We start from the raw sequence: 22,159 nt of genomic DNA on the forward strand, positions 1-22,159 counted from the left end.
TGAGCGCCAACCAGACGGAAGCGCCGGTCGAGGAAACCCTGGTGTCGCACCTGCTGAAATCGAATTGCCTCGTCACCGGCCAGCCGGACTGGGGCACCGTGCAGATCCGCTATGTCGGTCCGCAGATCGACCAGGAAGGCCTGCTCAAGTACCTGATCGGCTTCCGCGAGCACAACGAATTCCACGAGCAATGCGTCGAGCGCATCTTCATGGACGTGCTGCGCCAGTGCAAGCCGACCAAGCTGGCGGTGTACGCACGCTATACCCGCCGCGGCGGACTCGACATCAATCCCTGGCGCGCCAATTTCAGCACCGGCAAGCCGTCCAACCTGCGCACCGCGCGTCAATAACCNNGTGTACGCTTGCAAGCCGGCTGTGCGTTTTCAGCCACACTCGGCGCAAGTTTTTGATACAAAAACGGCATCCAAACGTCGTGCTCAAAAAACGGGCACAATGCATGGAAAAGATGGTGCGAAGGCTTTCGCACCTCCATTTGCGCCGCTTTCCCTGCGATTTCGCTTAGGAAATTGCGTTAAATTGCTAAGCCGATTTCATGGCAAAACACTACGCTTTCGCCGTACCGTCCCCATGTAGGTGACTGTATGCCTGTACAGATGCGAAATCGAATGTCACCGTCCTGAAACAGGCCTATAATTCCGCCTCGCAAGCACACCCCACCCTGTGCATGGCATACAAGTTATGACGAACCTTAGCAAAATCCTCTCGCTCGAGAACGTGCAGTTGGATCTGGAAGTTTCCAGCAAAAAGCGTGCATTCGAGCAGGCTGGCTTGATTTTCGAGAACAACTGCGGCATCGCCCGCTCCACGGTGTCGGACAACCTGTTCGCACGCGAGCGCCTCGGCTCCACTGGACTCGGCCATGGCGTCGCCGTGCCGCACGGGCGGATCAAGGGCTCCAAGAGCCTGAAGTCGCCGCTGGCGGCCTTTGTGCGCCTGAAGGAACCGATTCCCTTCGAATCGCCCGACGGCCAGCCGGTCAGCCTGCTGTTCTTCCTCCTGATCCCGGACCACGTGACCCAGCAGCACCTCGAAATCCTGTCGGAAATCGCCGAGCTGTTCTCGGACGAAGCCGTGCGCAACGCGCTGGCCACCGATCCGGATCCGAAGTCGGTCCACGAACGCATCATCAACTGGCAGCCCAGTCTGCAAGCTTTAGGCTAAACTGTCTGCGCGGCAATTCGCCGCGTACGGAACGATATGCCCATGCTGCAGACTCCGCTGACCATCCAGCGTTTGTACGATGACAACCGCGACAGCCTCCAGTTGGGCTGGTTCGCGGGTTTCCCCGGCGGCGAGCGGCAGATCGCGGGTGACGCGGCCTCGGCCGCCGACCAGGTCGGCCACCTGAACCTGATCCACCCGGGCCGGATCCAGGTCTTTGGACACCAGGAACTGAACTATTACCACCGCCTGAAATCCAGCTCGCGCACCCACGTGATCGGCGAGCTGATCGGTGGTGGCCCGCCGGCCCTGATCATCGCCCAGGGCCTGGAGACGCCGCCCGACATCCTCGCCATCTGCGACGAGCAGAACATTCCCCTGTTCTCGACCCCGCTGCCCGCGGCGCAGGTGATCGACTTCCTGCGCGTGTATTTATCCAAGAAGCTGGCGCAGCGCGTCATCATGCACGGCGTGTTCATGGACGTGCTGGGCGTGGGCGTCTTGATCACCGGCGACTCGGGCCTGGGCAAGAGCGAGCTGGGCCTGGAACTGATCTCGCGTTCGCACGGCCTGGTGGCCGACGACGCGGTGGAATTCTCGCGCATCGCGCCGAACATGATCGAAGGCCGCTGCCCGCCGCTGCTGCAGAACCTGCTGGAAGTGCGCGGCCTGGGCCTCCTGGACATCAAGGCGATCTTTGGTGAGACCGCGGTGCGCCGCAAGATGCGCCTCAAGCTCATCGTCCACCTGGTCAAGCGCGGCGCGCTCGACGAAGAGGTCGAGCGCCTGCCTTTCCNNCCCGACCGAGGACGTGCTGGGCCTGCCGATCCGCAAGGTGGTCATTCCGGTGGCAGCCGGCCGCAACATCGCGGTGCTGCTCGAGGCCGCCGTACGCAACACCATCCTGCAGCTGCGCGGCATCGATACGCTGCAGGAATTCATGGAGCGGCAACGCCAGGCGATGAGCGGCGACTGAGGTACGATCACTTCGCCATTTGGGGTATCATCCCAAGCATGCACATCGTCCTCATTACCGGTATTTCCGGCTCGGGCAAGTCGGTTGCCCTGAATGTCATGGAAGACGCAGGCTACTACTGCGTCGACAACCTGCCGCCGGCCCTGCTGCCGGCCCTGGTCTACGCGGTCAGTGAAAAAGGCACGGAGAAAATCGCCGTCGCGGTCGATGCGCGCAGTGCCGAATCGCTGGTCGAACTGCCGGTGAGCGTGCGCCACCTGAAAGAGGAAGGCCACAACGTCAAGGTGATGTTCCTGACCTCGAGCACGCACTCGCTGGTGGCGCGTTTCTCCGAAACGCGGCGCAGCCACCCGCTGTCGCACGAGCTGCGCCCGGGCGAGAATCCGGCCTCGCGCCGTACCCTGATCGAATGCATCGCCGAGGAACGCGAGCGCCTGTCGGCGATCGAGAACCTGGGCCACGTGATCGACACCTCGGAACTGTCCGCCAACAAGCTGCGCGCCTGGGTCAAGGAACTGGCCGACCTCGAGCATGCCCCGCTGACCCTGTTCTTCGAATCCTTCGCCTTCAAGGTCGGCGTGCCGCTGGACGCCGACTTCGTGTTCGACGTGCGCGCGATTCCCAATCCCTACTACGACCTGGCGCTGCGCCCGCTCACGGGCCGCGACCAGCCGGTGATCGCCTTCCTCGACGCCCAGCAGAGCGCGGTGGAGATGCTGGAAGATATTCGCGCTTTTGTTGCGAAGTGGCTGCCCTCGTTCAAGACGGACAACCGGTCCTACCTCACCGTGGCGGTGGGCTGTACCGGCGGGCAGCACCGTTCGGTCTACATGGCGGAAAGGCTGGGGGCCTACTTCGGGCAGACCGAGCGGGTGATCATTCGTCACCGCGAGCAGCCGAAGCACGCGGCGGGGTGATACGGCCCGCGGCTGTTGCTCTGCCGCGAATCGTAGCGTGGGCGGGTTCCCCGCCCACGCTACGAAAAGCAGGTCTCAGGTGAGGTGCCGCAGCGGGTGCGCATACTCCGGCCACACCGGCTCGAAGAAGCGCGCCACCATCTCGGGCCTCACCTCTTCCAGCGTCGGCGGATTCCACTTCGGCTGGTTGTCCTTGTCGATCACCAGCGCCCGCACGCCTTCCAGCACTTCACCATGCTCGAAATTGCGGCGCACCAGGTTGCGCTCCATGCGCAGGCAGTCCGCCACGTCCAGCGAGGCGCCGCGCAGCAGCAGTTCGTGGGTCACGCACATCATCAGGGGCGAGCGCTGGCGCATCGCCTTCAGCGCCTTCTGCGCGAACGGGTTCTCGTCACGACCCAGCGAAGCCATGATCATCGCCACGCTGGCGGCGCCGAAGTGCGCATCGATCACGCCGCGCTGCGCCTGCAGTTCGCTCGGCCCCAGTTGGCCCGCGAATTGCGCCGCATGGCTGCGGATCGCCGCCGGCAGCTGCGCGCCCGGGGTCGTGTCGACCAGCGCCATCAGGCCGGCCAGTTCCGCGCCCGGCACGTACACGTCCGCCAGCCCCACGTACAGCGCATCGGCCGCGCCGATGGTCAGGCCGGTCAGGCCCAGGTACTGGCCCAGCTGGCCCGGCGCATGCGACAGGAAGTGGCTGCCGCCGACGTCCGGGAACAGGCCAATGTTCACCTCGGGCATCGCCATCTTGGTGCGGTCGGTCACGATGCGCAGGCCGCAGCCAGGGCCGCCCTGGGCGATGCCCATGCCGCCGCCCATCACCACGCCATCCATCACGGCGATGTAGGGCTTCGGGTAGAAGTGGATCAGGTGGTTCAGTGCGTATTCTTCGGTGAAGAAGTCTTCCAGCAGCGCGCTGCCGCCCATCGGGCCGACGTGGCCCATCTCGTGGAAGAAGCGGATATCGCCGCCGGCGCACAAGGCCTTCTCGCTGCTGCTGGTGATGACCACCGCGTCGATGCCCGCGTCATCCTTCCATTGCAGCAGGATGGCGCTCAGGGCGCGCACCATGTCGAGCGAGAGGGAGTTCAGCGCCTTCGGCCGGTCGAGCGTGATGACGCCGGTGCGGTTGGCAACGCGGGTCAGGACGGTATCGGTCATGATGGTATTCTGTGATCGAAAAGACATGCATTCTACAGAACATTTGTACAAACGGAAGCGTAGAAAAGTAACAGGTATTGTACAAAAGCAAAAAGGGCGTCCCCTCAGACGCCCTTGCTGTGTTTTGCGGCTACCCGTATGAATTACGCGGCAGCGGCTTCTCCGTTGTCCGGAAGGCGCTTGTGCGCCACGTGGTTATGATTTTGCAGCATGGATTTGTGTTTCAGAACCTGCCTGTCCAACCTGTCCATCAAGGTGTCGATGGCCGCATACAGATCTTGCGCAGCACTCGCCACATGCAGAATCTTGCCCGATACCTGTAGGTTGATCTCGGCCTTTTGCCGTTTTTCTTTTTCAGTGAGGTTATCGATGGCGAGGAACACGTGGGTGTCGATCACGTGGTCGAAATGGCGGGTGATGCGCTCGAGCTTATTCTGAACGTATTCACGGATGGCGGGTGTGACTTCGAGATGGTGGCCGCTGATTGTGAGGTTCATACACACTCCTTTGGGAAGGTGCCCTGCCCGCGCCACAAGGTGAGAGTGGGCAGTGCTTTACAGGGATTTACGGAGGCTGACGGGAGGAATCTTGAGCGCTTCGCGGTATTTGGCAACCGTCCGGCGCGCAATGACCATACCTTGTTCCCCGAGCATCTCCGCGATCTTGCTGTCGGATAGAGGATTCCTAGGGTCTTCTGCTCCTGTCAATTGCGCAATAAGCGCGCGGATCGCCGTCGAGGAGGCTTCTCCCCCCGCTTCGGTGGCGACGTGGCTTCCGAAGAAGTACTTCAGCTCGAACATGCCGTGCGGGGTCAGCATGTATTTCTGCGTGGTTACACGCGAGATCGTGCTCTCGTGTAGGCCTAGTGTATCAGCTATCTCACGCAAAACAAGAGGGCGCATGGCAACCGCGCCGTGGCTGAAAAAGTTGCGCTGGCGCTCGACGATTGCCTCGGCAACACGCAGGATCGTGTCGAAGCGCTGGCGCATGTTCTTGATGAGCCACTTGGCTTCCTGCAGCTGCGCGCCCATCTGGCTTTCGCTCTTGCCCTGCTTGAGCAGGTTCGCATACAGCGAGTTCACGCGCAGCTTGGGCATGACGTCGGGGTTCAGCGACACCTGCCAGCCGTTCTTGGCGCGGCGCACGATCACGTCCGGCACCACGTAGTCGGATACCCCCGAACCGAAGGCCGCGCCGGGATGTGGATTGCATTGGCGGACCACGGCCTGCACTTCGCGCAGGTCTTCGTCGTCGCAGTCGAGCGCCTTTTTCAGCTTGGTGTATTCGCGCTGCGCGAACCAGGTCAGGTAGCCTTCGACGATCTTCAAGGCAAGGCGCCGCGTCACCAGGGGCACGCCCGGCATGCGGCGGATCTGCAGGGCCAGGCATTCGGCCGCGCTGCGCGCGCCCACGCCCACCGGGTCCAGGCTCTGCACCAGCGCCAGCGCGCAGCGCAGCTCGTCCATCTCGATCTCGAGTTCTGCCGGCAGGCGCGCATGGATGTCGTCGAGCGGCTCTTCCAGGTAGCCGTTGTCGTCGAGCGCATCGATCACCAGCTCGGCCAGCGCGCGGTCGCGCAGGCTGCAGCAGCTCAATCGGATCTGTTCCGTCAGGTGCTCGCGCAGCGTGATGCCGTCGGCTTCCAGCTGCGGACGGCCGTCCTCGTCGTCGCCGCTGCGCGCGCCGCCGCCTTCGCCGCCCCAATCCGCATCGGCATCGGCACGCTCCCCATGGTCTTCGCCGTCCGCGCCCTCGGGCTCGGCCTTCGCGCCCTCCTGCCCTTCCTGCGGCTGGGGCGCCGGCGCTTCGCCATTCGCCGGCGCGGTATTGATCGCGCCGTCCGCCAGCAGCCGCACCGAGCGGTCGAGCGGATCGTCGAGCCGTTCGAGCAGCGGGTTGTCGTGCAGGATCTGCTCGATCTCCTGGTGCAGTTCGAGCGTGGAGAGCTGCAGCAGGCGGATCGACTGCTGCAGCTGCGGCGTGAGCGCCAGGTGCTGCGAAGTGCGTAGCTGGAGAGACTGTTTCATGCCTGGTGCTCTTGATTACATCCTGAAGTGCTCGCCGAGGTACACGCGCCGTACGGATTCGTTGGCGATGATGTCGTCAGGGCGGCCCGAGGCCAGCACCGCCCCCTGGTTGATGATGTAGGCGCGGTCGCAGATGCCGAGCGTCTCGCGCACGTTGTGGTCGGTGATCAGGACGCCGATGTTGCGCTCCTTCAGGAAGCGCACGATGCGCTGGATCTCGATCACCGCGATCGGGTCGACGCCGGCGAAGGGTTCGTCGAGCAGCACGAAGCGCGGGTTGGTCGCGAGCGCCCGCGCGATCTCGACGCGGCGCCGTTCGCCGCCCGACAGCGACAGCGCCGGGTTCTCGCGCAGCTTCTCGATCTGCAGTTCGGCCAGCAGGGTGTCGAGGCGCTCGCTGATCTGGTCGCGGGTGAGCGGCTTGCCGTCCACGCGCTGCAGTTCCAGCACGGCGCGGATGTTCTCCTCCACCGTCAGCTTGCGGAACACCGAGGCTTCCTGCGGCAGGTAGGACAGGCCCAGCACCGCACGGCGGTGGATCGGCAGGCTCGAGATGTCGGTGCCGTTGATGTCGATGGTGCCGGCGTCCGAGGGCACCAGGCCGACGATCATGTAGAAGGAGGTGGTCTTGCCGGCGCCGTTGGGGCCGAGCAGGCCCACCACTTCGCCGCATTCCACCTGCAGCGACACGTCGCGCACCACCAGGCGCTTGCCGTAGCTCTTCTGCAGGCCCTTGACGATCAGGGTGCTGCAGCCTTCGACCGCGGTCGCCGCTGCGTCGGTGCTTGCGCTCATGGCTGCCGTCATTGCTTTGCACCTTCGGCTGGCGCCGTGGTACGGCGGGGCGCGATGATCAGGGTGCCGCGGCCGCCGCCCACCTTGCTCTGGCCGGTAGGATCGTTGCGCACCTGTGCGACTTCGCGGCGGTTGTCGTAGGAGATGAACGGCCCCTTGATCTCGTTGGTCATGCGGCCGCCCTCCAGCTCGCGCACTTCGGCGCTGGTGAACAGCTTGACCAGTTCGGCGCGCTCGTCGTATTCGATGCGCTGGGCCTGGCCCTCGACCCACAGGTCGGGACCGCCGTCGCGTTTCTGGCGGAAGGTCGCCAGCTTGCCGTTGTTGGCGGTCAGGGTCACGCTCATGTAGCCCTCCGGCGTTTCCTTCACCAGGGCGCGGTCGGATTTCAGCACCAGGGTGCCGCGCGTGAGCACGACGTTGCCGGTCAGGATGCGGGTCTGCGTGACCTCGTCGACGTCGAGGGAATCGAAGTTGATCACGGCCTGCTTGAGCGAATCGGCACGCTCGGCCAAGGCGCCGAAGGCGGCCAGGCTGAGGAATACGGCAGCGATGATTTTTTTCATGTTCTTGCTTTGTCCTGGGTTGACGCGGCGCGGCGCTACTGCCGCTGCGCGCGTGGCGGATAGACGATCTGGCCGCGGCTGGCCAGGTGCAGCTTCTGGGTCGCGTTGTTGGCCACCATGCCGGTGCCGGTCACGGTGGCGGCCCCCAGCTGCATCTCGATCGGCCGGTCGGTCTTGAGGATTTCTTCGTCGGGCAGCACGGTCAGCGCCTGCGTCTGCACGCGCAGCGCTTCGCTGGTCGGCGTGGCCGGGCGCTGGATGTCGACGTTGCCGAGCAGTTCGACGCGGTGCTCTTCATGGTAGAGCTGGGCGCGGTTGGCGACGATGGTCATGCGCGGCCGGCCGGGCGTCATGCCCTGCATCACCGGCGCCTCGACCTGGGACACGTCGTTCAGCGGCGTATGCGCCAGGCGCTTGCCCGACACCACGTAGCTCGGCTTGCCCTCTTCCGTCATGCGCACGAAGGAGAAGTTCTCGACGATGTAGTCCGGCTCGTCCCCCGGCCCGCCGAGGCGGGCGCCGGCGTCCTCCTGCTCCATCACCTGCACCAGCCAGAAGCTGCCGAAGGCGCAGAAGGTCGCGATCATCATGATCGTCAGGAGCTTCCAGCGGTGGGCGGTGCGCTTGTAGGTGACCATGTCGTGTCCCGTGTCCGATATCGCCGTGTTACGCGAAATACGGCGCCAGCGCCTGCTCGTAGGTGCCCTGCGCGCGCATGACGAGGTCGCAGACCTCGCGCACGGCGCCGCGCCCGCCCGCATTCTTCGTGACGTAGTGGGCGCGGTGCTGCACTTCCGGGTGGCCCGAGGGCACGGTGACGGCGAAGCCGACGCGGGTGAACAGCGGCAGGTCGATCACGTCGTCGCCGATGTAGCCGCATTCCTCCGGCGTGACGCCGGTGGCGGCAAGCAGCTCGGCGAAGCCGACGCGCTTGTCGTGGATGCCCTGGTAGACGTGCGCGATGCCGAGGTCGGCGGCGCGCTTGACCACGATCGGCGACTTGCGTGCGCTGATGATGGCGGTCTTGACGCCGGTCTTGTTCAGCAGCTGGATGCCGAGGCCGTCGAGCACGTTGAAGGTCTTGGTGACTTCGCCGTCCGGGCCGTAGGTGAGGCTGCCGTCGGTGAGCACGCCGTCGACGTCGAAGATCATCACTTTGACGCGCGCCGCGCGCTGCATGAATTCGGTTGGCGTCATCAGATCACCTTGGCGCGGGTCAGGTCGTGGATGTGCAGTGCGCCGACCAGGCGGTCTTCAGCGTCGACAACCAGCATCTGGTTGATGCGGAATTCTTCCATGACGGCGACGGCATCCACCGCCAGCTGCTCCGGATGGACGCGGCGCGGGTTGGCGTGCATCACGTCGCGGATGCTGATGTTCGAAAAATCGGTCACGCGCTCGATCAGGCGGCGCAGGTCGCCGTCGGTGAACACGCCGACCGGGCGGCGCTCTTCGTCGACGACGGCGGTCATGCCCATGCCCTTCTGGCTGATTTCCAGCAGCGCGCGCGTCAGCGGGGTGTCCGGGGACACCGCCGGGATGGCGTCGCCGCTGCGCATCACGTCGCGCACGTGGGTCAGCAGGCGGCGGCCCAGCGCGCCGCCCGGGTGCGACATGGCGAAGTCTTCCTCGCGAAAACCCCGCGCGTCGAGCAGCGCCACGGCCAGCGCGTCGCCCATGGCCAGGGTGACGGTGGTGCTGGTGGTCGGCGCCAGGTTGAGGGTGCAGGCTTCCTTGGCCACCGAGATATCCAGGTGGATCTCGGACAGCTTGGCCAGGCGCGAGTGCGGCTTGCCGGTCATCGAGATGACGGGGGTGCCCATGCGCTTGATGGCCGGCAGGATCTCGAGCAGCTCGGACGATTCGCCGGAATTCGAAATGGCGATGAACACGTCATGCGTGGTCACCATGCCCAGGTCGCCGTGGGCGGCTTCGCCCGGGTGCACGAACATGGCCGGGGTGCCGGTCGAGGCCAGGGTGGCGGCAATCTTGCGGCCGATGTGGCCGGACTTGCCCATGCCGGAGACGACCACGCGCCCGGTGCAGCCGTACAGCAGCTGCACGGCGCGCACGAAATTGTCGTCGTCGCCGAGGCGCGCATGCAGGGCGCGGATCGCGTCGGCTTCGATGGCGAGGGTCTCGCGGCCCAGCTCCAGCACACGGCGGGCCTGGTCCGCGTCAAAACTTTTCAGCATTATTTTTTCATCGGTTAAACTCATAGTGGCAGTATATCCGAATTGGATAAGCAAAAAACTTGCCAGTCGTAACAAACCACTACAACGATAACGAAAAAACAACCGTGGCAGATGCATTCCGGACTTGAACTGACCCTGCTCCTGCTGGGCTGCGCCGTGCTGGGCGTGGTCGCCTTCCGGATGCTGCACCTGCCGCCGATGCTCGGCTATCTGGCGGTCGGCGTATTGATCGGCCCCCATGCGCTGGCCCTTGCCGAAGACAGTCCTGCCACCCATGCGCTGGCCGAATTCGGCGTCGTCTTCCTGATGTTTTCCATCGGGCTCGAATTTTCGCTTGCCCAGCTCAAGTCGATGCGCCGTATCGTGTTCGGCTTAGGTCTGGCTCAAGTCGTATTGACAATCGTGGCCGCCATGGCTTTCGGTTTGTTCATTTCCTGGTGGGTACCCGCACTGCAGGTCAGCTGGCAGGCCGCCTTCGCGCTGGGCGGAGCGCTCGCCATGTCTTCGACCGCGATCGTGGTCAAGATGCTCACCGAACGGCTCGAACTGGAAAGCGAGCACGGCCGCCGCATCATCGGCATCCTGCTGTTCCAGGACCTGGCGGTGGTGCCGCTCCTGATTATGATTCCCTCGCTGGCGCGCCCGGCCGAGGAACTGGCGATCACGCTCGGCTGGGCGGCGCTCAAGGCAGCTTTCGTGCTGGCCCTGCTGCTGATCTTCGGCCAGAAGCTGATGCGCAACTGGTTCACCATTGTCGCCAAGCGCCGTTCGCAGGAGCTGTTCATGCTCAACCTGCTCCTGGTGACGCTGGGCCTGGCCTGGGTCACCGAGCAGGCCGGCCTGTCGCTGGCGTTGGGCGCCTTTGTCGCCGGCATGCTGATCTCCGAGACCCAGTACAAGCACCAGGTGGAAGAAGACATCAAGCCCTTCCGCGACGTGCTGCTCGGGCTGTTCTTTATCACGGTGGGCATGCTGCTCAACCTGCAGCTGGTGCTGCAGCACTGGTGGGTAGTGCTGGCGCTGGTGATCTTTCCGGTGCTGCTCAAGTTCGCCATCATCGCGGCGCTGGCCAAGGCCTTCGGCTCGAGCGACGGCGTGGCGATGCGAACCGGCCTGGCGCTGGCGCAGGCGGGCGAGTTCGGCTTCGTGCTGCTCAACCTGGCGATGGGCTCGAAGCTGGTCGATCCCTTCCTGATCCAGCTGGTGCTGGCCTCGATGGTGCTGTCGATGCTGCTCGCGCCCTTCATCATCGACAACATGGACCGCATCGTCATGAAGCTGGCGGCCAACGAATGGATGATGCAGTCGCTGCAGCTGACCCAGATCGCCAGCCGCACCATGAAGACCCAGAAGCACGTGATCATCGCCGGCTTCGGCCGCAGCGGCCAGAGCCTGGCGACCCTGCTCTCCGAAGAAAAGCTGCCCTGGTATGCGCTCGACCTGGACCCGGAGCGGGTGCAGGAAGCCCAGCGCGCCGGCGCCAACGTTTCCTACGGCGACGCGGCGCGCCGCGAAAGCCTGATCGCGGCCGGCATCAACCGCGCCAGCGCGCTGGTGATCACCTTCGCCGACACCAGACTGGCGCTGAAGGTGCTGCACCTGGTGCACGAGCTGGCCCCGAACCTGGCGGTGATCGTGCGCAGCCACGACGACAGCGACCTCGACGTGCTCAAGCGCGCCGGCGCCACCGAAGTGGTGCCGGAAGCGCTGGAGAGTTCACTCATGCTGGCCTCGCACGCGCTGGTGACCATGGGCGTGCCGCTGCGCCGCGTGGTGCACCGGGTGCAGGTGGCGCGCGACGAACGCTACGCCTCGCTGCGCGGCTACTTCCACGGCGCGAGCGACGTCTCGGACGACCTGGAGCACAGCTACGTGCGCCTGCATTCGGTGACCCTGCACAGCGGCGCCGCGGCGATCGGGCAGCATCTGCGCGAGCTGGCGCTGGAGGAAGTGGGGGCGGAGGTGACGACGCTCCGGCGCAATGGCCAGAGTCTGCACTTCGATCCGGAGACGACGCTGCTGGCGGGGGATGTGCTGGTGCTGCGGGGTGAAGGAGAAGCCGTCAGCCGCGCCGAGAGCCGCTTACTGTAGGGTGGGCGGGTCTCCCGCCCACGCGGTGATTGTTACCGACTCCGTTGTCGTGCTCGATGATCTCGCATTTAACTATCGCCGCGTGGGCGTTTGTAATTCCGGGCATTGCCCGAAATTACCCCGCCCACCCTACGAAAAACGTAATCGGTTACGACAACGACACCACGCGATTGCGCCCGTTGGCCTTCGCCTGATACAAGGCCGTATCCGCCTGCGCCACCAGATCCTGCGCCACACCCTCGATCGCATGATCGCGCTCGAAATCATCCAGCGAGGCCACGCCGATCGACACCGTCACCGGCACCTCCTCGCCCGTGCTCAGGTGTACCGGATTCAGGGCCACGCTGGCGCGGATGCGCTGCGCCACCATGCTGGCGCTTTCAAGGTCGGCGTCGATCAGCAGCACCACGAATTCCTCGCCGCCGAAACGCGCCAGCGCGTCCGAGATGCGCAGTTCGGCCTTGATGCGGTTGGCCACTTCGCGCAGCACCTCGTCGCCGCCCTGGTGCCCCACACTGTCGTTGACCTGCTTGAAGTAATCGATGTCGATGTACATGCAGGAGATGCGGTAGCCCTGGCGGCGCGCCCGCGCGATCTCTTCCACCAGGCGGCGGTCGATGTAGCGGCGGTTGTAGACGCCGGTGAGCGAATCGGTCAGCCCGATGAACTTCAGCATCTCGTTGCTGATGACGTTCTCGAGGCAGATCGCGACGATCGAGCCCATGTGCTCGATGAAATCGGTGCCGAGGGAGGCCGTGAAGCGGTTCGGGTCCGCGCTGCCCAGGTTCAGGCTGCCGATCAGCCGCGTATTGCGCAGCAGCGGCACCAGGGCCACGCTCTGCAGGTTGGTCGGCGGCTGCGGGAACATGGCGCCGTGGCGCGAAGGCGCATACGGCCCCAGCACGGGACGCGGGCGGCGCCCTTCCGCCACCCTGAACCCGAGTTCATCGGCATGCTCGCAGAACAGCAGGTTGGGCAGCTGTTCATAGTCCACGCCCAGCTTGTGCATGACGGTGTAGATGTCGGCGTCCGGGTCGACCAGCGACAGCGTCACGGTATCGAGTTCGGAGATGATCGGCAGCGTGCCGAAGATGGTCGACACCAGTTCCTGGAACGAGCTCGCCCCCACGATCTGCAGGTCGAACGCCTGGTGGCGGGTCATGATCGAGTGGTTGCGCTCGGCTTGCTCGAGCAGGTACGCCATGCGGGAACGCAGGGTCTCGTTCTCCAGCATCAGTTCTCGCGTCTGCGCACCCGGCTCGTGCATTGAAAATTCCTTTCAGCAATAACCGTAACATTACGCCATCTTTCTTGTCTTGGAAACGAAAAATCGCCCGGGTGGGCGATTTAACGACACTGCAACACCTATGCGGTCCGCATGCGGGCGGCCGCGTGGGTTCAGAACGCGATGGCGGTCTCGAGCTGCTGGCCGATGCGTAAGGCCGCGCCCTCGCCTCTCGTGACGATGCAGTTCATGCCCATGCAGACCGCGTCTTCCATGCGCGGGTTGGCGCGGTAGCTTTGCAGGATGTCGAGCGGGTCGGGGCCGGGAATGCCGGTGGCCTGGTCGATCGCCGGGATCGGGCAGCGCGCGCAGGGTTTCACCGGGCGGATCGCCAGGGCATCAAGCGTGAAGGATTCCACGTAGTCTTCCTCGAAGGCCTCGATGCCGTCGACCACCAGGTTCGGGCGGAAGCGGTTCATCAAGAGCGGCGCGCGGCCGGCGGCCTGCAGCCTGGCGTTGAGGTCGTCGAGCGAGGCCTGGCCGATGACCAGGATCGGGTAGCCATCGGCGAAGCGGGTTTCGGCAGGGACGCCGCCGGTCCACTTGGTGCTGGTGGGACGCTGCACGTCGGGGCGGAAGCGCACCAGGCGGCAAGGCCCCTGGATGGCATCGGCGAACCAGCCGGCGGCGGCATCGCCGCAGTCGGCGGCTTCCACGCTGTGGTCCCAGATCTGCACGGTCATGTTCGCTGCCGCGGGGTCATGCGCGAGCGGCAGGCGCAGCGGCGGCATGCCGGGGGCCGTCACCTCGACCGCATCGCCATCGATACGCGGGGTGAGGAGCGCCATACGCGGGTATTCGCGCTGGGTCAGGAACTGGCCCTCGCGGGTGACCAGCATCCACTCGCGGTCGTGCACGCCCTGCGCGACCAGGCCCGAGACGAGGAACTGCGCCTCCTCTACCTGGATGCCGGCGCAGGACTTGATCGGGTAGATGAGGAGTTCGGTAACGGTAGCCATGCTGTTCAAGCTTGCGGATGAAGGGCGACAGTATGGCAGCAATCCGGGCCCGTGTCCTCAGCCCCCGGCGGCCTTGGCTTTTTCGGTGCGCTCGCGCTGCAGCCGCGCCTCGAAGCTCTTGGCGGCGCCGGCGGCCAGCTTGCGGCAGCCTTCCGGATCGATGAACGGGTTCGATTGCGCCGTCTTCGCCGCCGCCTTTTTAAAAGCATCGCTGAAGCCCGGATGGGCGGCGATCACGATGTCGCATTTCAGGCTGGCGACCTTGTCGATCGTCTTGCGGAAAGCTGCCGAGCGGTCCGGGTAGTTGGCGCCGCCGGTAAAGTAGAAGCCGTCGGTGGACACCGCGGTCAGGCTGTCGGCATACACCACGTCGAGGCACTTGCCCTGTTCGCAGGACTGCCAGCTCCAGGTGGTGCCGCCGGGCGTGTGGCCGGGCGTGTAGTGGACGGTGAAGCGCAGCGGGCCGACCGACAGGGTTTCGCCGTCCGCGACTTCCTTTACCTGCGCGATCTTCGGGATGTAGGCGCGTTCTTTCGGGTCGTACTGCGGGTCGTCCGTGCCTGGGGTGCCGTCGCGCAGCACCTGGGCGCCGTGCGGGCTGTGGGCGACGGTGGCGCCGCTGGCCTTCTGCAGCGCGGCGATGCCACCGGCGTGGTCGAAATGGGCGTGCGAGTTCAGGATCAGCTTGACGTCCTTCATCTTGAAGCCAAGGGACTCGATGTTCTTCTGGATCAGCGGGACGGACTGCGGTAGTGCGCCGTCGAGCAGCACGTGGCCTTGAGGGCTGGTGACCAGGATGGCGGACAGGCCGGCCGTGCCGACGTAGTAGGTGTTGCCGTGGATGTTGAAGGGCTTGGCGGGCTGGTTCCACTCGGCGCAGGAAGCGCAGTTGATTGCGTCCTGCGCCAGTGCGCCGTTCGCGGCCAGCAGGAGGGAGGTAATGAGGAGGCTTTTTTTCATGATTCGCTCACTGATCGATTGTGGTGGAACTGTTTGTTCAAGCGTAGTTGAACATGGAAGCGGCGATCGGCAAACGATTGTGGGACGAACCGCCGTTCATATGGGATGAACGCCAGCGCTCTAGATGCTTGACCTACTTCAAAGATTTCTGGGAAACCATACGTCTGATCTGTCGTTACATCTATTCTTGCTGAAATACAGCTGCCGAACGGAGTTCGTATGCCCGAAATCATACGTTTAGGCGATTCCACCAGTCATGGCGGTAAAGTAATTGAAGGTTCACCCTTCGATATCTGCATGGGGAAACCCATCGCCTTTATGGGGCATAAAGTCCAGTGCCCCAAGTGTAAAGGCGTCTTTCCAATTGTCGAAGGCGCGTCCACGACAACGTTTTACGGCAAGGGTGTGGCCCTGGCTGGCATGAAAACCGCCTGTGGTGCAGTGCTTATCGCAAGTCAATTTACGGACATTGTGGAATTCGGAGGCGGTAGCGCAGCCACGAACAATGCATCCAAGACTGCGAATTCAGCCATCGCTAATCCTGCTGCTGCGTCCACTGGCAGTGCTCCTTCGACAAAACCTGACTCTCCTGACGACAAATTTGATGACAGATTCGTTTTGCAGGACGCCGATACAGGAGAGCCGATTCCGTTCGCCGAGTATGCGATTCGCCGTGAATCGGGCGAAATAGAGTATGGCACAACTGATGCTGACGGTCGTACCCACCTACTCTCGGCAACTGCAAAGGCTGAGGTCATCGAGATATATGCCTAGAGACCCCATATGGCAACCGACACCTTGACATCACCAACTGGCAAGACTCTACTGCGGCGCACATCCAGGACAACGACGCCGAAGGAGAGTAGTGAGGCCAAGACTGTTCGGATCGTGCAGGACAAGGCTGGGCGTCTTGCTGAGAACGAAGCGTTACTTGCCAACCCCAACGTGGGAGCCTTTTTGAAAGCGATCGCTGAGGCGGAAGGCGGTGAGTACGATTTCAAGTATGGCGCGGTCAAAGGAAAGAAGAAGGATCCCTGGCGTTTCTCCGACTACTCCACTCACCCTGGTCCTGGTTTTGGGGGACGCACAACGGCAGCTGGCATGTACCAGATCACTATCGATGCATGGCGCCAGCACGGTGGCAAGATGGGGCTGACGGATTTCTCTCCGAAGACTCAAGACTTGATCGCTGTCGAGCTCATACGCTCGGTGGGCGTGATCAACAAAGTCAAGTCCGGTGACATCGCGGGCGCGATGAGTCCAGTCGCAAGAAAATGGGCGGCCTTACCGAAGGGTCCTGGTCAGGGAAATCACTATCCGGCCCAGCCCTACGAGAAGTATGAAGTTTTTCTTCAAAACTATCATGCAGCTGGAGGGACAAGCAAATGAGTTTAACTCGCGTCTGCACTGCCACAGCCGCCAGCCTAACCATTCTGTTCGCAGCCACCACAAGCGTCGAGGGAGCAACTGCCAGCGAAACCCCGAGCGAAACATCGGCGCTTTCAAGCTTGCAACTCAAAACTGGCGCGTCCTTCGTTGCTACACGCGCCCGAATCATACGTCGTGGATGGACACCGATTCGCATGCACAGTAACGACACCTACGAGTATGACGGCGCAGAAAAAAGATTAGCCGAGCGTGGTTTCCTTGAGGTTGATTCATGCTCGACTGATGCTGGAGCACATTGCATTTTCTACTACCTAAAGGCAGACAAGTGTCTGCGTCTCGATACTGTTGGCGAGCAAGTAATCGATATGAAAATTACTCGCTGGACGGAAGAATGCCCTCAGAAAAATGAGGGTGAAAGCACAAAATAACGTTGCGGCTCTTCAGATCTATAAACTACTTTGAATAAAAACGAAGCCCCGGTACAGAGCGTAAGCGGGGCTTTCGTTGGCATTGGAATCCACTGGATTCCGAACTCATGCTTTAGACGTTGAACAGGAAGTTCAACACATCCCCATCCTTGACGATGTACTCCTTGCCTTCCGCCCGCATCTTGCCCGCTTCCTTGGCGCCCGCCTCACCCTTGTAAGTAATGTAGTCGTCGTAGGAAATAGTCTGGGCACGGATGAAGCCGCGCTCGAAGTCGGTGTGGATCACGCCCGCCGCTTGCGGGGCAGTGGCGCCGACCTTCACGGTCCAGGCGCGCACTTCTTTCACGCCGGCGGTGAAATAGGTCTGCAGGCCCAGCAGCTTGTAGGCGGCGCGGATCAGGCGGTCCAGGCCTGGCTCTTCCATGCCCATGTCGGCCAGGAAGTCCTTCTTGTCCGCGTCGTCCATCTCGGCAATTTCCGATTCGATTGCGGCGGAGATGGCCACGATCGGCGCATTCTGCTTCTTCGCGAACTCGGTCAGCTTGTCCAGCAGCGGGTTGTCGGTGAAACCGGTGTCCGAGACGTTGGCGACATACATCGCGGGCTTGGCGGTGATCAGGTGCAGTTCGCGGATCAAGGCCATCTCGTCGGCGTCCAGGCCCAGGGTGCGGACCGGCTGGCCTTCGTTCAGGTGCGGCAGCATACGTTCGCAGATGGCCACCAGCTTGGCGGCATCCTTGTCGCCCGAGCGCGCCTTCTTGTTCTCGCGGTGGATCGCCTTCTCGACGGCGCCCAGGTCGGCCAGCGCCAGCTCGGTCTGGATGACTTCGATGTCGTCGATCGGGCTGACTTTGCCCGCTACGTGGACCACGTTGTCGTCTTCGAAGCAGCGCACCACGTTGATGATAGCGTCGGTCTCGCGGATGTGCGCCAGGAACTGGTTGCCCAGGCCTTCGCCCTTCGACGCACCGGCGACCAGGCCTGCGATGTCGACGAATTCGACGATGGCCGGCACGACGCGTTCCGGCTTGACGATGTCAGCCAGCGCCTGCATGCGCGGATCCGGCACCTCGACCACGCCGACGTTCGGCTCGATGGTGCAGAACGGGTAGTTTTCAGCCGGGATGCCGGCCTTGGTCAGGGCGTTGAACAGGGTGGACTTGCCGACGTTCGGCAGGCCGACGATGCCGCATTGGAGGCTCATGGGAACTCTTTCTATTCGGTGAACGCGGAGCGCGAATGCTGCCTGCTCCAAAACCCCACATTGTAACCTCGGACGGGCCGGGTTGCCGAAAAAAACGGCGAGCGCCGCTCCTGCTGTTGTGTCCGATTACAGAGGGGTTGGGTGTAAAAGTGCGTATTTTTGCCGGGTTTATTGCTGATAAGATCAAAAATCCACCATTTCCTGGAATGCCATGCCTCACCAAGCACTGCAACTCGTCGTCGATACCCTGCCCCCATCGGGAGTGCTGCCATGAGCCGCGCGCGCAAGGCCTGGTGGCGCCTGCCCATGCTGCTGGCGCTGCTCCTGCTGGCCTACCTGGCGGTGGCCGCCGCCTGGGCATGGAGCGCTTTCGACGACGCGCGCCGCCTGGTCCCGCTGACGCACGAAGTCGAACTGTCCAACCGCCAGGCCGCGGTCCTGCTGCGCGTCGAAGACCCGGATTTCTACGGGCATCATGGATTGAGCCTCGGCCAGGGCCAGGGCGTGGCCACCATTTCATCGGCGCTGGCGCGTGAGCTGTTCCTCGGCAAGGACCGGCTCGACGGTGTGTCCGGCATGATGCAGACGTTTTATCGTGGCGTGTTCGACTGCTGCAAGCGCATCGACCTGGGCCGCGACATGATGGCGCTGGTGCTGGACGCCAGGATGTCCAAGCGCGAACAGCTGCAGCGCTACAGCGCCACTGTCTACATGGGCACGCATGAAGGGCAGCAGCTCAAGGGACTGGCGCAGGCCGCGCGCAGCTACCTGGGCAAGCCGCTCGAGGCGACGACGGATGAGGAATTCATCCGGCTGGTCGCAATGATCAAGGCGCCCAACCACTACCATCCCTCGCGCAACGCGGCGGCGCTGGACGAGCGCGCGGGGCGCATACAGGCGCTGCTGCTCGGCAGCTGCGCGCCCGATGGGTGGTTCGATACCGATTACGAGGGCTGCGCGTCCTAGATCGGCTTGATCAGCGACAGGTCGGGCTTGGCCACGAACGCGGCCAGCTCGTCACGCAGGCGCTGTCCTTCCCCCATTGCACGCGTCCAGTTGCGAATGCGCTCGTCATGGTCAAGGCCATAGAACTTGAAGTCCGCCCGGTCCGGCAGCTTGGCGCGCGGCAGGGTGCGCAGGAACTCATCGGATGGCGAAACGATCAGCACGTTATCTAACCAGTGGCGGTGCGCCCGCCCCGCCCGGCGCCACGGGAAGCCCTTGTCGAGCCAGCCCGGCACGATGTGCTGCGTGAAGTGCGGGTACAGCACCAGGTCGCCCTTCCCCTCCCCCGCCGCCTTCGCATAGGGCAAGGCCAGGTGGTAGTCGATGATGCCGCCGTCCCAGTAACAGCCCGGCGGCAGGTCGGCGATGCCGGTGACGGGTTTCATGATGAGCGGCAGCGTGCCCGACGCCAGCAGGCTGGCCGCGAGGTTCTGGCGCGTCAGCGAAGAAAAATGCGTGGTGAAGGCGTCGAAGCGCTCGCGCAGCCACGGCGCCTGGGCGCGCGCGTCGCCGATCACCACACGCTCCATCATGCGGCCCAGCCAGGCGCGCGAGCAGGCGTTGTGCAGCGCCGCCGTAGCGAAGCCGCGCAGTTCGGCGCGCGAGTGCTGCGGCGCCGCCAGCCCGCCCTTGCCGCGCACCGCCAGCAGGTGCAGGCGGTGGTGCGGATGGCTGACGATGTCGTCCTCGTGGCCGCGCACGAATTCGCCCAGCAGGGCTTGCACCACCTCGTCGATCTGCTGCTGGGTCGGCTTCTTGCTGGTGTAGCGCTGGCCGGCGTACAGCTCGCCCAGGCGCGCGAAGGCCTTGACGGGATCGCGCTGGCAGGCGGCGGCCATGCGCCAGGCGCCGATCGAGGAACCGATGAGCACGCGCTCGCGCGGCGCGCCGGGGAGCCATTCGCCGAACATCCACTGGTCGAGCGCCTGGAAGATCAATCCCTTGGGGCCGCCGGCCGCGGCCGGCACGATGGCGATGTCCTGCGCGCGCAAGCCCTGCGCGCCGATCTGGGCCAGGGCCACCGGCCCGGCATGGAATGTGAGTGCCTTCATGGGGCGAAATTATGGCAGGAAGAACGTCGTTGCGCAGGCTCAAGGGTGGCATGGAGGCGCTGCGTAACATGGGTCTTTCGCTTTCGGGGAGCCCGCCATGCCCTTTCGACTTGCCTTGTTCCTGATGCTGCTGTTCTCCTGCGGCCGGCTGGCGGCAGCCGACAGCGGCACGGACCGTTCGGTCCTCATCGAGCGGCATCACCAGCACTTCACGGTGGATGCCGACGGCGCCTACACCCTCGATGTCGAGCTGGTGAAAACCATCGCCACGCCCTCCGCCGTCGAGCGGCATGCCGAGCAGTTCATCAGCTTCAATGGCTCGCTCGACAAGGTGGAATCCATCGAAGCCTGGACTACCAAGCCCGACGGACGCCGCGTGAAGCTTGAACCGCAACAGATCCGCGACCAGCACGAAGCGGCCTCGCTCGAGGCGCCCATGTTCCAGGACACGCGCCTGAAAGTCCTCATCTTCCCCGGCGTGCAGGCCGGCGACACGCTCACCCTGCGCTATTCGCTACGGCGCCATACGCCCCTGTTTCCCGGCCAGTTCGAAGATTTCACCGTGGCCGGCCCCTACCGCCACAAGGACTTCCGGCTCACTTACGACCTGCCGGCCTCGATGACACTGCAGGCGGACGCCGTCGGCTTCGTGCCGGTGGCCACCAGCAGCGCGCCGGGCCGCCGCCGCCATGCTTTTCGCTATGTGGACGGCGACAACGCACGCATCGAGCAGGGCTCGGTGAGCTACCTCGACCATGGCCGGCGGCTGGCGGTCTCCACCTTCCCCGACTACCCGGCCTTCGCGCAGGCCTACCATGCGCGCGCCAGCGCGGCTGCCAGGCCGGATGCGGCCATCGCTGCGCTGGCAAGCCAGCTCACGCAAGGACTGGACGACGTGCAGGCGCGCGCAATCGCGCTGTCGGACTGGGTCCGCCGCAATATCCGCTACGTCGCGGTCTACCTGGGGCCGGGCGGCGTGGTGCCGCATTCGGCTTCGTCGGTGCTGGCGAATCGCTATGGCGACTGCAAGGACCATGCGGTGCTGCTGCAGGCCCTGCTGGCGGCCGCCGGCATCCCCTCCAGCGCCGCGCTGGTCAACGGCGACGATGCCTATCGCCTGCCCGCAGTGCCGACGCTGGGCGTGCTGAACCACGTGATCGTCTACGTGCCGCAACTGCAGCTCTTCCTGGATCCGACCGCCGGCACGGTGGCGGGCGGCTTCCTGCCCCCAGGCCTGCTCGGCAAACCGGTGCTGCTGGCGGAATCCGGCGGGTTTGCGGTCACGCCCATCTACCAGCCGGCACGCAGCCGCACTCTGACGCGTTTCGATATCGCGCGCGACGGCAGCAGCCGCTTTCATGTCCGGCGCACCAGCGGCGGCGCCATCGCCGAACCCTACCGCCAGGCCGTGCGCGGCACGCCCCAGTCCGAGCGCGAGCGTTTTGTCAGGCGCATGCTGGCAGGGCTTGGGCAGACGGGCGACGGCCTGTTCGAACCGGGCGAGACCGACAGCGCCGGCAAAGGATCGCCCCGGGACGACTACACGCTGGGCTTCTCGGGCGCGACGGACGGCTTCGTCCGGCTACCGGGCCCCGCCGCGCTGGCCACCACCTACAACTTCTGGGGCGGACTGGGCGACGCGGTATTCGACCTGGGACGCGAGCCGGAACGGCGCCAGGAATTCGTCTGCCCCGCCATCGATGCCGAGGACGAGCTGCGCTATGCGCTGCCGCCGCGCACCCGCGTGCTAGCGCTGCCCAAAGGGGTGACGGTAGATGACGGCAGGTTCTTCTACCGCTCGCAGTATGTGCGGCAGGGCAATGAGGTGGTGGTGAAGCGCCGCCTGCAGTTCCGCCATACGGCGGCCACCTGCACGCCGGAAGATTACCGGAAAATGCGGCCGGCGCTGGAGCGCATGATGGGCGACCTGCGCGGGCAGGTCGTGGTGCAGGGACGCTAGCGCGGTC

General features: G+C 64.2%; 21 protein-coding genes and 2 pseudogenes. 10 read left to right on the forward strand and 13 right to left on the reverse strand.

Going from position 1 to position 22,159, the window contains the following annotated elements:
• From B2R83_RS04065 to rapZ, 4 genes and pseudogenes are all read left to right on the forward strand, one after another.
• Positions 1 to 350: pseudogene (locus B2R83_RS04065) on the forward strand (NADPH-dependent 7-cyano-7-deazaguanine reductase QueF); the annotation flags it as partial.
• A gap of 349 nt (positions 351 to 699) precedes the next feature.
• Positions 700 to 1,182: a PTS sugar transporter subunit IIA gene (locus B2R83_RS04070; RefSeq protein ID WP_027865730.1), complete on the forward strand. Its 483-nt coding sequence runs from the start codon at positions 700 to 702 to the stop codon at positions 1,180 to 1,182.
• A 42-nt stretch (positions 1,183 to 1,224) separates the two neighbouring features.
• Positions 1,225 to 2,158: pseudogene (gene hprK, locus B2R83_RS04075) on the forward strand (HPr(Ser) kinase/phosphatase).
• A gap of 38 nt (positions 2,159 to 2,196) precedes the next feature.
• Complete coding sequence (gene rapZ, locus B2R83_RS04080; protein WP_292038392.1) at positions 2,197 to 3,075, forward strand: RNase adapter RapZ; 879 nt, start codon at positions 2,197 to 2,199, stop codon at positions 3,073 to 3,075.
• A 75-nt stretch (positions 3,076 to 3,150) separates the two neighbouring features.
• Here rapZ and B2R83_RS04085 read toward each other — a convergent pair whose 3' ends face one another.
• The 8 genes from B2R83_RS04085 to B2R83_RS04120 form a co-directional block, all read right to left on the reverse strand.
• On the reverse strand, positions 3,151 to 4,236 hold the full coding sequence (locus tag B2R83_RS04085; RefSeq protein WP_292038393.1) for an enoyl-CoA hydratase/isomerase family protein: 1,086 nt from the start codon (positions 4,234 to 4,236) through the stop codon (positions 3,151 to 3,153).
• A 143-nt stretch (positions 4,237 to 4,379) separates the two neighbouring features.
• The gene (gene hpf / locus B2R83_RS04090; RefSeq protein ID WP_027865734.1) at positions 4,380 to 4,733 is read right to left on the reverse strand and encodes a ribosome hibernation-promoting factor, HPF/YfiA family; all 354 of its coding nucleotides are present in this window, start codon (positions 4,731 to 4,733) and stop codon (positions 4,380 to 4,382) included.
• Between the two features lie 57 nt (positions 4,734 to 4,790).
• Positions 4,791 to 6,263: an RNA polymerase factor sigma-54 gene (locus tag B2R83_RS04095; protein ID WP_292038394.1), complete on the reverse strand. Its 1,473-nt coding sequence runs from the start codon at positions 6,261 to 6,263 to the stop codon at positions 4,791 to 4,793.
• Positions 6,264 to 6,278: 15 nt separating this feature from the next.
• Positions 6,279 to 7,058 (reverse strand): LPS export ABC transporter ATP-binding protein, encoded by a 780-nt coding sequence (lptB, locus tag B2R83_RS04100; protein ID WP_051996298.1) that lies wholly within the window; start codon positions 7,056 to 7,058, stop codon positions 6,279 to 6,281.
• A gap of 8 nt (positions 7,059 to 7,066) precedes the next feature.
• Positions 7,067 to 7,624: a lipopolysaccharide transport periplasmic protein LptA gene (gene lptA / locus B2R83_RS04105; RefSeq protein ID WP_292038395.1), complete on the reverse strand. Its 558-nt coding sequence runs from the start codon at positions 7,622 to 7,624 to the stop codon at positions 7,067 to 7,069.
• A 35-nt stretch (positions 7,625 to 7,659) separates the two neighbouring features.
• The gene (gene lptC, locus B2R83_RS04110) at positions 7,660 to 8,262 is read right to left on the reverse strand and encodes an LPS export ABC transporter periplasmic protein LptC (RefSeq protein WP_036208789.1); all 603 of its coding nucleotides are present in this window, start codon (positions 8,260 to 8,262) and stop codon (positions 7,660 to 7,662) included.
• 28 nt (positions 8,263 to 8,290) lie between these two features.
• Positions 8,291 to 8,821, reverse strand: coding sequence for a KdsC family phosphatase (locus tag B2R83_RS04115; RefSeq protein ID WP_292038396.1), 531 nt, complete (start codon positions 8,819 to 8,821; stop codon positions 8,291 to 8,293).
• A complete protein-coding gene (locus tag B2R83_RS04120; protein WP_292038397.1) occupies positions 8,821 to 9,843 on the reverse strand; it encodes a KpsF/GutQ family sugar-phosphate isomerase in 1,023 nt (340 codons plus the stop codon). Before B2R83_RS04120 ends, B2R83_RS04115 begins: the two co-directional genes overlap by 1 nt.
• An 87-nt stretch (positions 9,844 to 9,930) precedes the next feature.
• Here B2R83_RS04120 and B2R83_RS04125 point away from each other — a divergent pair, with 87 nt between their 5' ends.
• A complete protein-coding gene (locus B2R83_RS04125) occupies positions 9,931 to 11,910 on the forward strand; it encodes a monovalent cation:proton antiporter family protein (RefSeq protein ID WP_292038398.1) in 1,980 nt (659 codons plus the stop codon).
• Between the two features lie 148 nt (positions 11,911 to 12,058).
• Here the strand turns inward: B2R83_RS04125 and B2R83_RS04130 are convergent, their stop codons facing one another.
• From B2R83_RS04130 to bla, 3 genes are all read right to left on the reverse strand, one after another.
• Positions 12,059 to 13,177: a GGDEF domain-containing protein gene (locus B2R83_RS04130; RefSeq protein ID WP_292038399.1), complete on the reverse strand. Its 1,119-nt coding sequence runs from the start codon at positions 13,175 to 13,177 to the stop codon at positions 12,059 to 12,061.
• A gap of 131 nt (positions 13,178 to 13,308) precedes the next feature.
• Entirely contained in the window at positions 13,309 to 14,154 is an 846-nt protein-coding gene (locus B2R83_RS04135) for an MOSC domain-containing protein (RefSeq protein ID WP_292038401.1), read from the reverse strand.
• Between the two features lie 57 nt (positions 14,155 to 14,211).
• Complete coding sequence (bla, locus tag B2R83_RS04140) at positions 14,212 to 15,114, reverse strand: subclass B3 metallo-beta-lactamase (protein ID WP_292038402.1); 903 nt, start codon at positions 15,112 to 15,114, stop codon at positions 14,212 to 14,214.
• Between the two features lie 219 nt (positions 15,115 to 15,333).
• Between bla and B2R83_RS04145 the strand changes: the two genes are divergently transcribed.
• Genes B2R83_RS04145 through B2R83_RS04155 form a run of 3 tightly spaced genes read left to right on the forward strand, consistent with a single transcriptional unit; the run spans position 15,334 to position 16,931 of the window.
• Positions 15,334 to 15,888, forward strand: coding sequence for a PAAR domain-containing protein (locus tag B2R83_RS04145; protein ID WP_292038403.1), 555 nt, complete (start codon positions 15,334 to 15,336; stop codon positions 15,886 to 15,888).
• A gap of 9 nt (positions 15,889 to 15,897) precedes the next feature.
• Positions 15,898 to 16,503, forward strand: a complete 606-nt coding sequence (locus B2R83_RS04150; protein WP_292038404.1) for a paar repeat-containing protein — start codon at positions 15,898 to 15,900, stop codon at positions 16,501 to 16,503.
• Positions 16,500 to 16,931: a hypothetical protein gene (locus B2R83_RS04155; protein ID WP_292038405.1), complete on the forward strand. Its 432-nt coding sequence runs from the start codon at positions 16,500 to 16,502 to the stop codon at positions 16,929 to 16,931. Before B2R83_RS04150 ends, B2R83_RS04155 begins: the two co-directional genes overlap by 4 nt.
• Positions 16,932 to 17,043: 112 nt before the next feature.
• Here the strand turns inward: B2R83_RS04155 and ychF are convergent, their stop codons facing one another.
• Positions 17,044 to 18,135, reverse strand: coding sequence for a redox-regulated ATPase YchF (gene ychF, locus B2R83_RS04160; RefSeq protein ID WP_036208816.1), 1,092 nt, complete (start codon positions 18,133 to 18,135; stop codon positions 17,044 to 17,046).
• Between the two features lie 270 nt (positions 18,136 to 18,405).
• Between ychF and B2R83_RS04165 the strand changes: the two genes are divergently transcribed.
• Positions 18,406 to 19,101 carry a transglycosylase domain-containing protein gene (locus B2R83_RS04165; protein ID WP_292038406.1) on the forward strand — a complete coding sequence of 232 codons (696 nt, stop codon included), beginning with the start codon at positions 18,406 to 18,408 and terminating at the stop codon, positions 19,099 to 19,101.
• Here B2R83_RS04165 and B2R83_RS04170 read toward each other — a convergent pair.
• Positions 19,098 to 20,192 carry a patatin-like phospholipase family protein gene (locus B2R83_RS04170; protein WP_292038407.1) on the reverse strand — a complete coding sequence of 365 codons (1,095 nt, stop codon included), beginning with the start codon at positions 20,190 to 20,192 and terminating at the stop codon, positions 19,098 to 19,100. The genes B2R83_RS04165 and B2R83_RS04170 overlap by 4 nt on opposite strands.
• Before the next feature lie 97 nt (positions 20,193 to 20,289).
• Between B2R83_RS04170 and B2R83_RS04175 the strand changes: the two genes are divergently transcribed.
• The gene (locus B2R83_RS04175; protein WP_292038408.1) at positions 20,290 to 22,152 is read left to right on the forward strand and encodes a DUF3857 domain-containing transglutaminase family protein; all 1,863 of its coding nucleotides are present in this window, start codon (positions 20,290 to 20,292) and stop codon (positions 22,150 to 22,152) included.
• The last annotated feature ends 7 nt before the right edge of the window (positions 22,153 to 22,159 follow it).

Origin of the sequence: Massilia sp. UBA6681 (assembly GCF_002454935.1) — a bacterium.
GTDB lineage: Bacteria > Pseudomonadota > Gammaproteobacteria > Burkholderiales > Burkholderiaceae_D > Telluria > Telluria varians.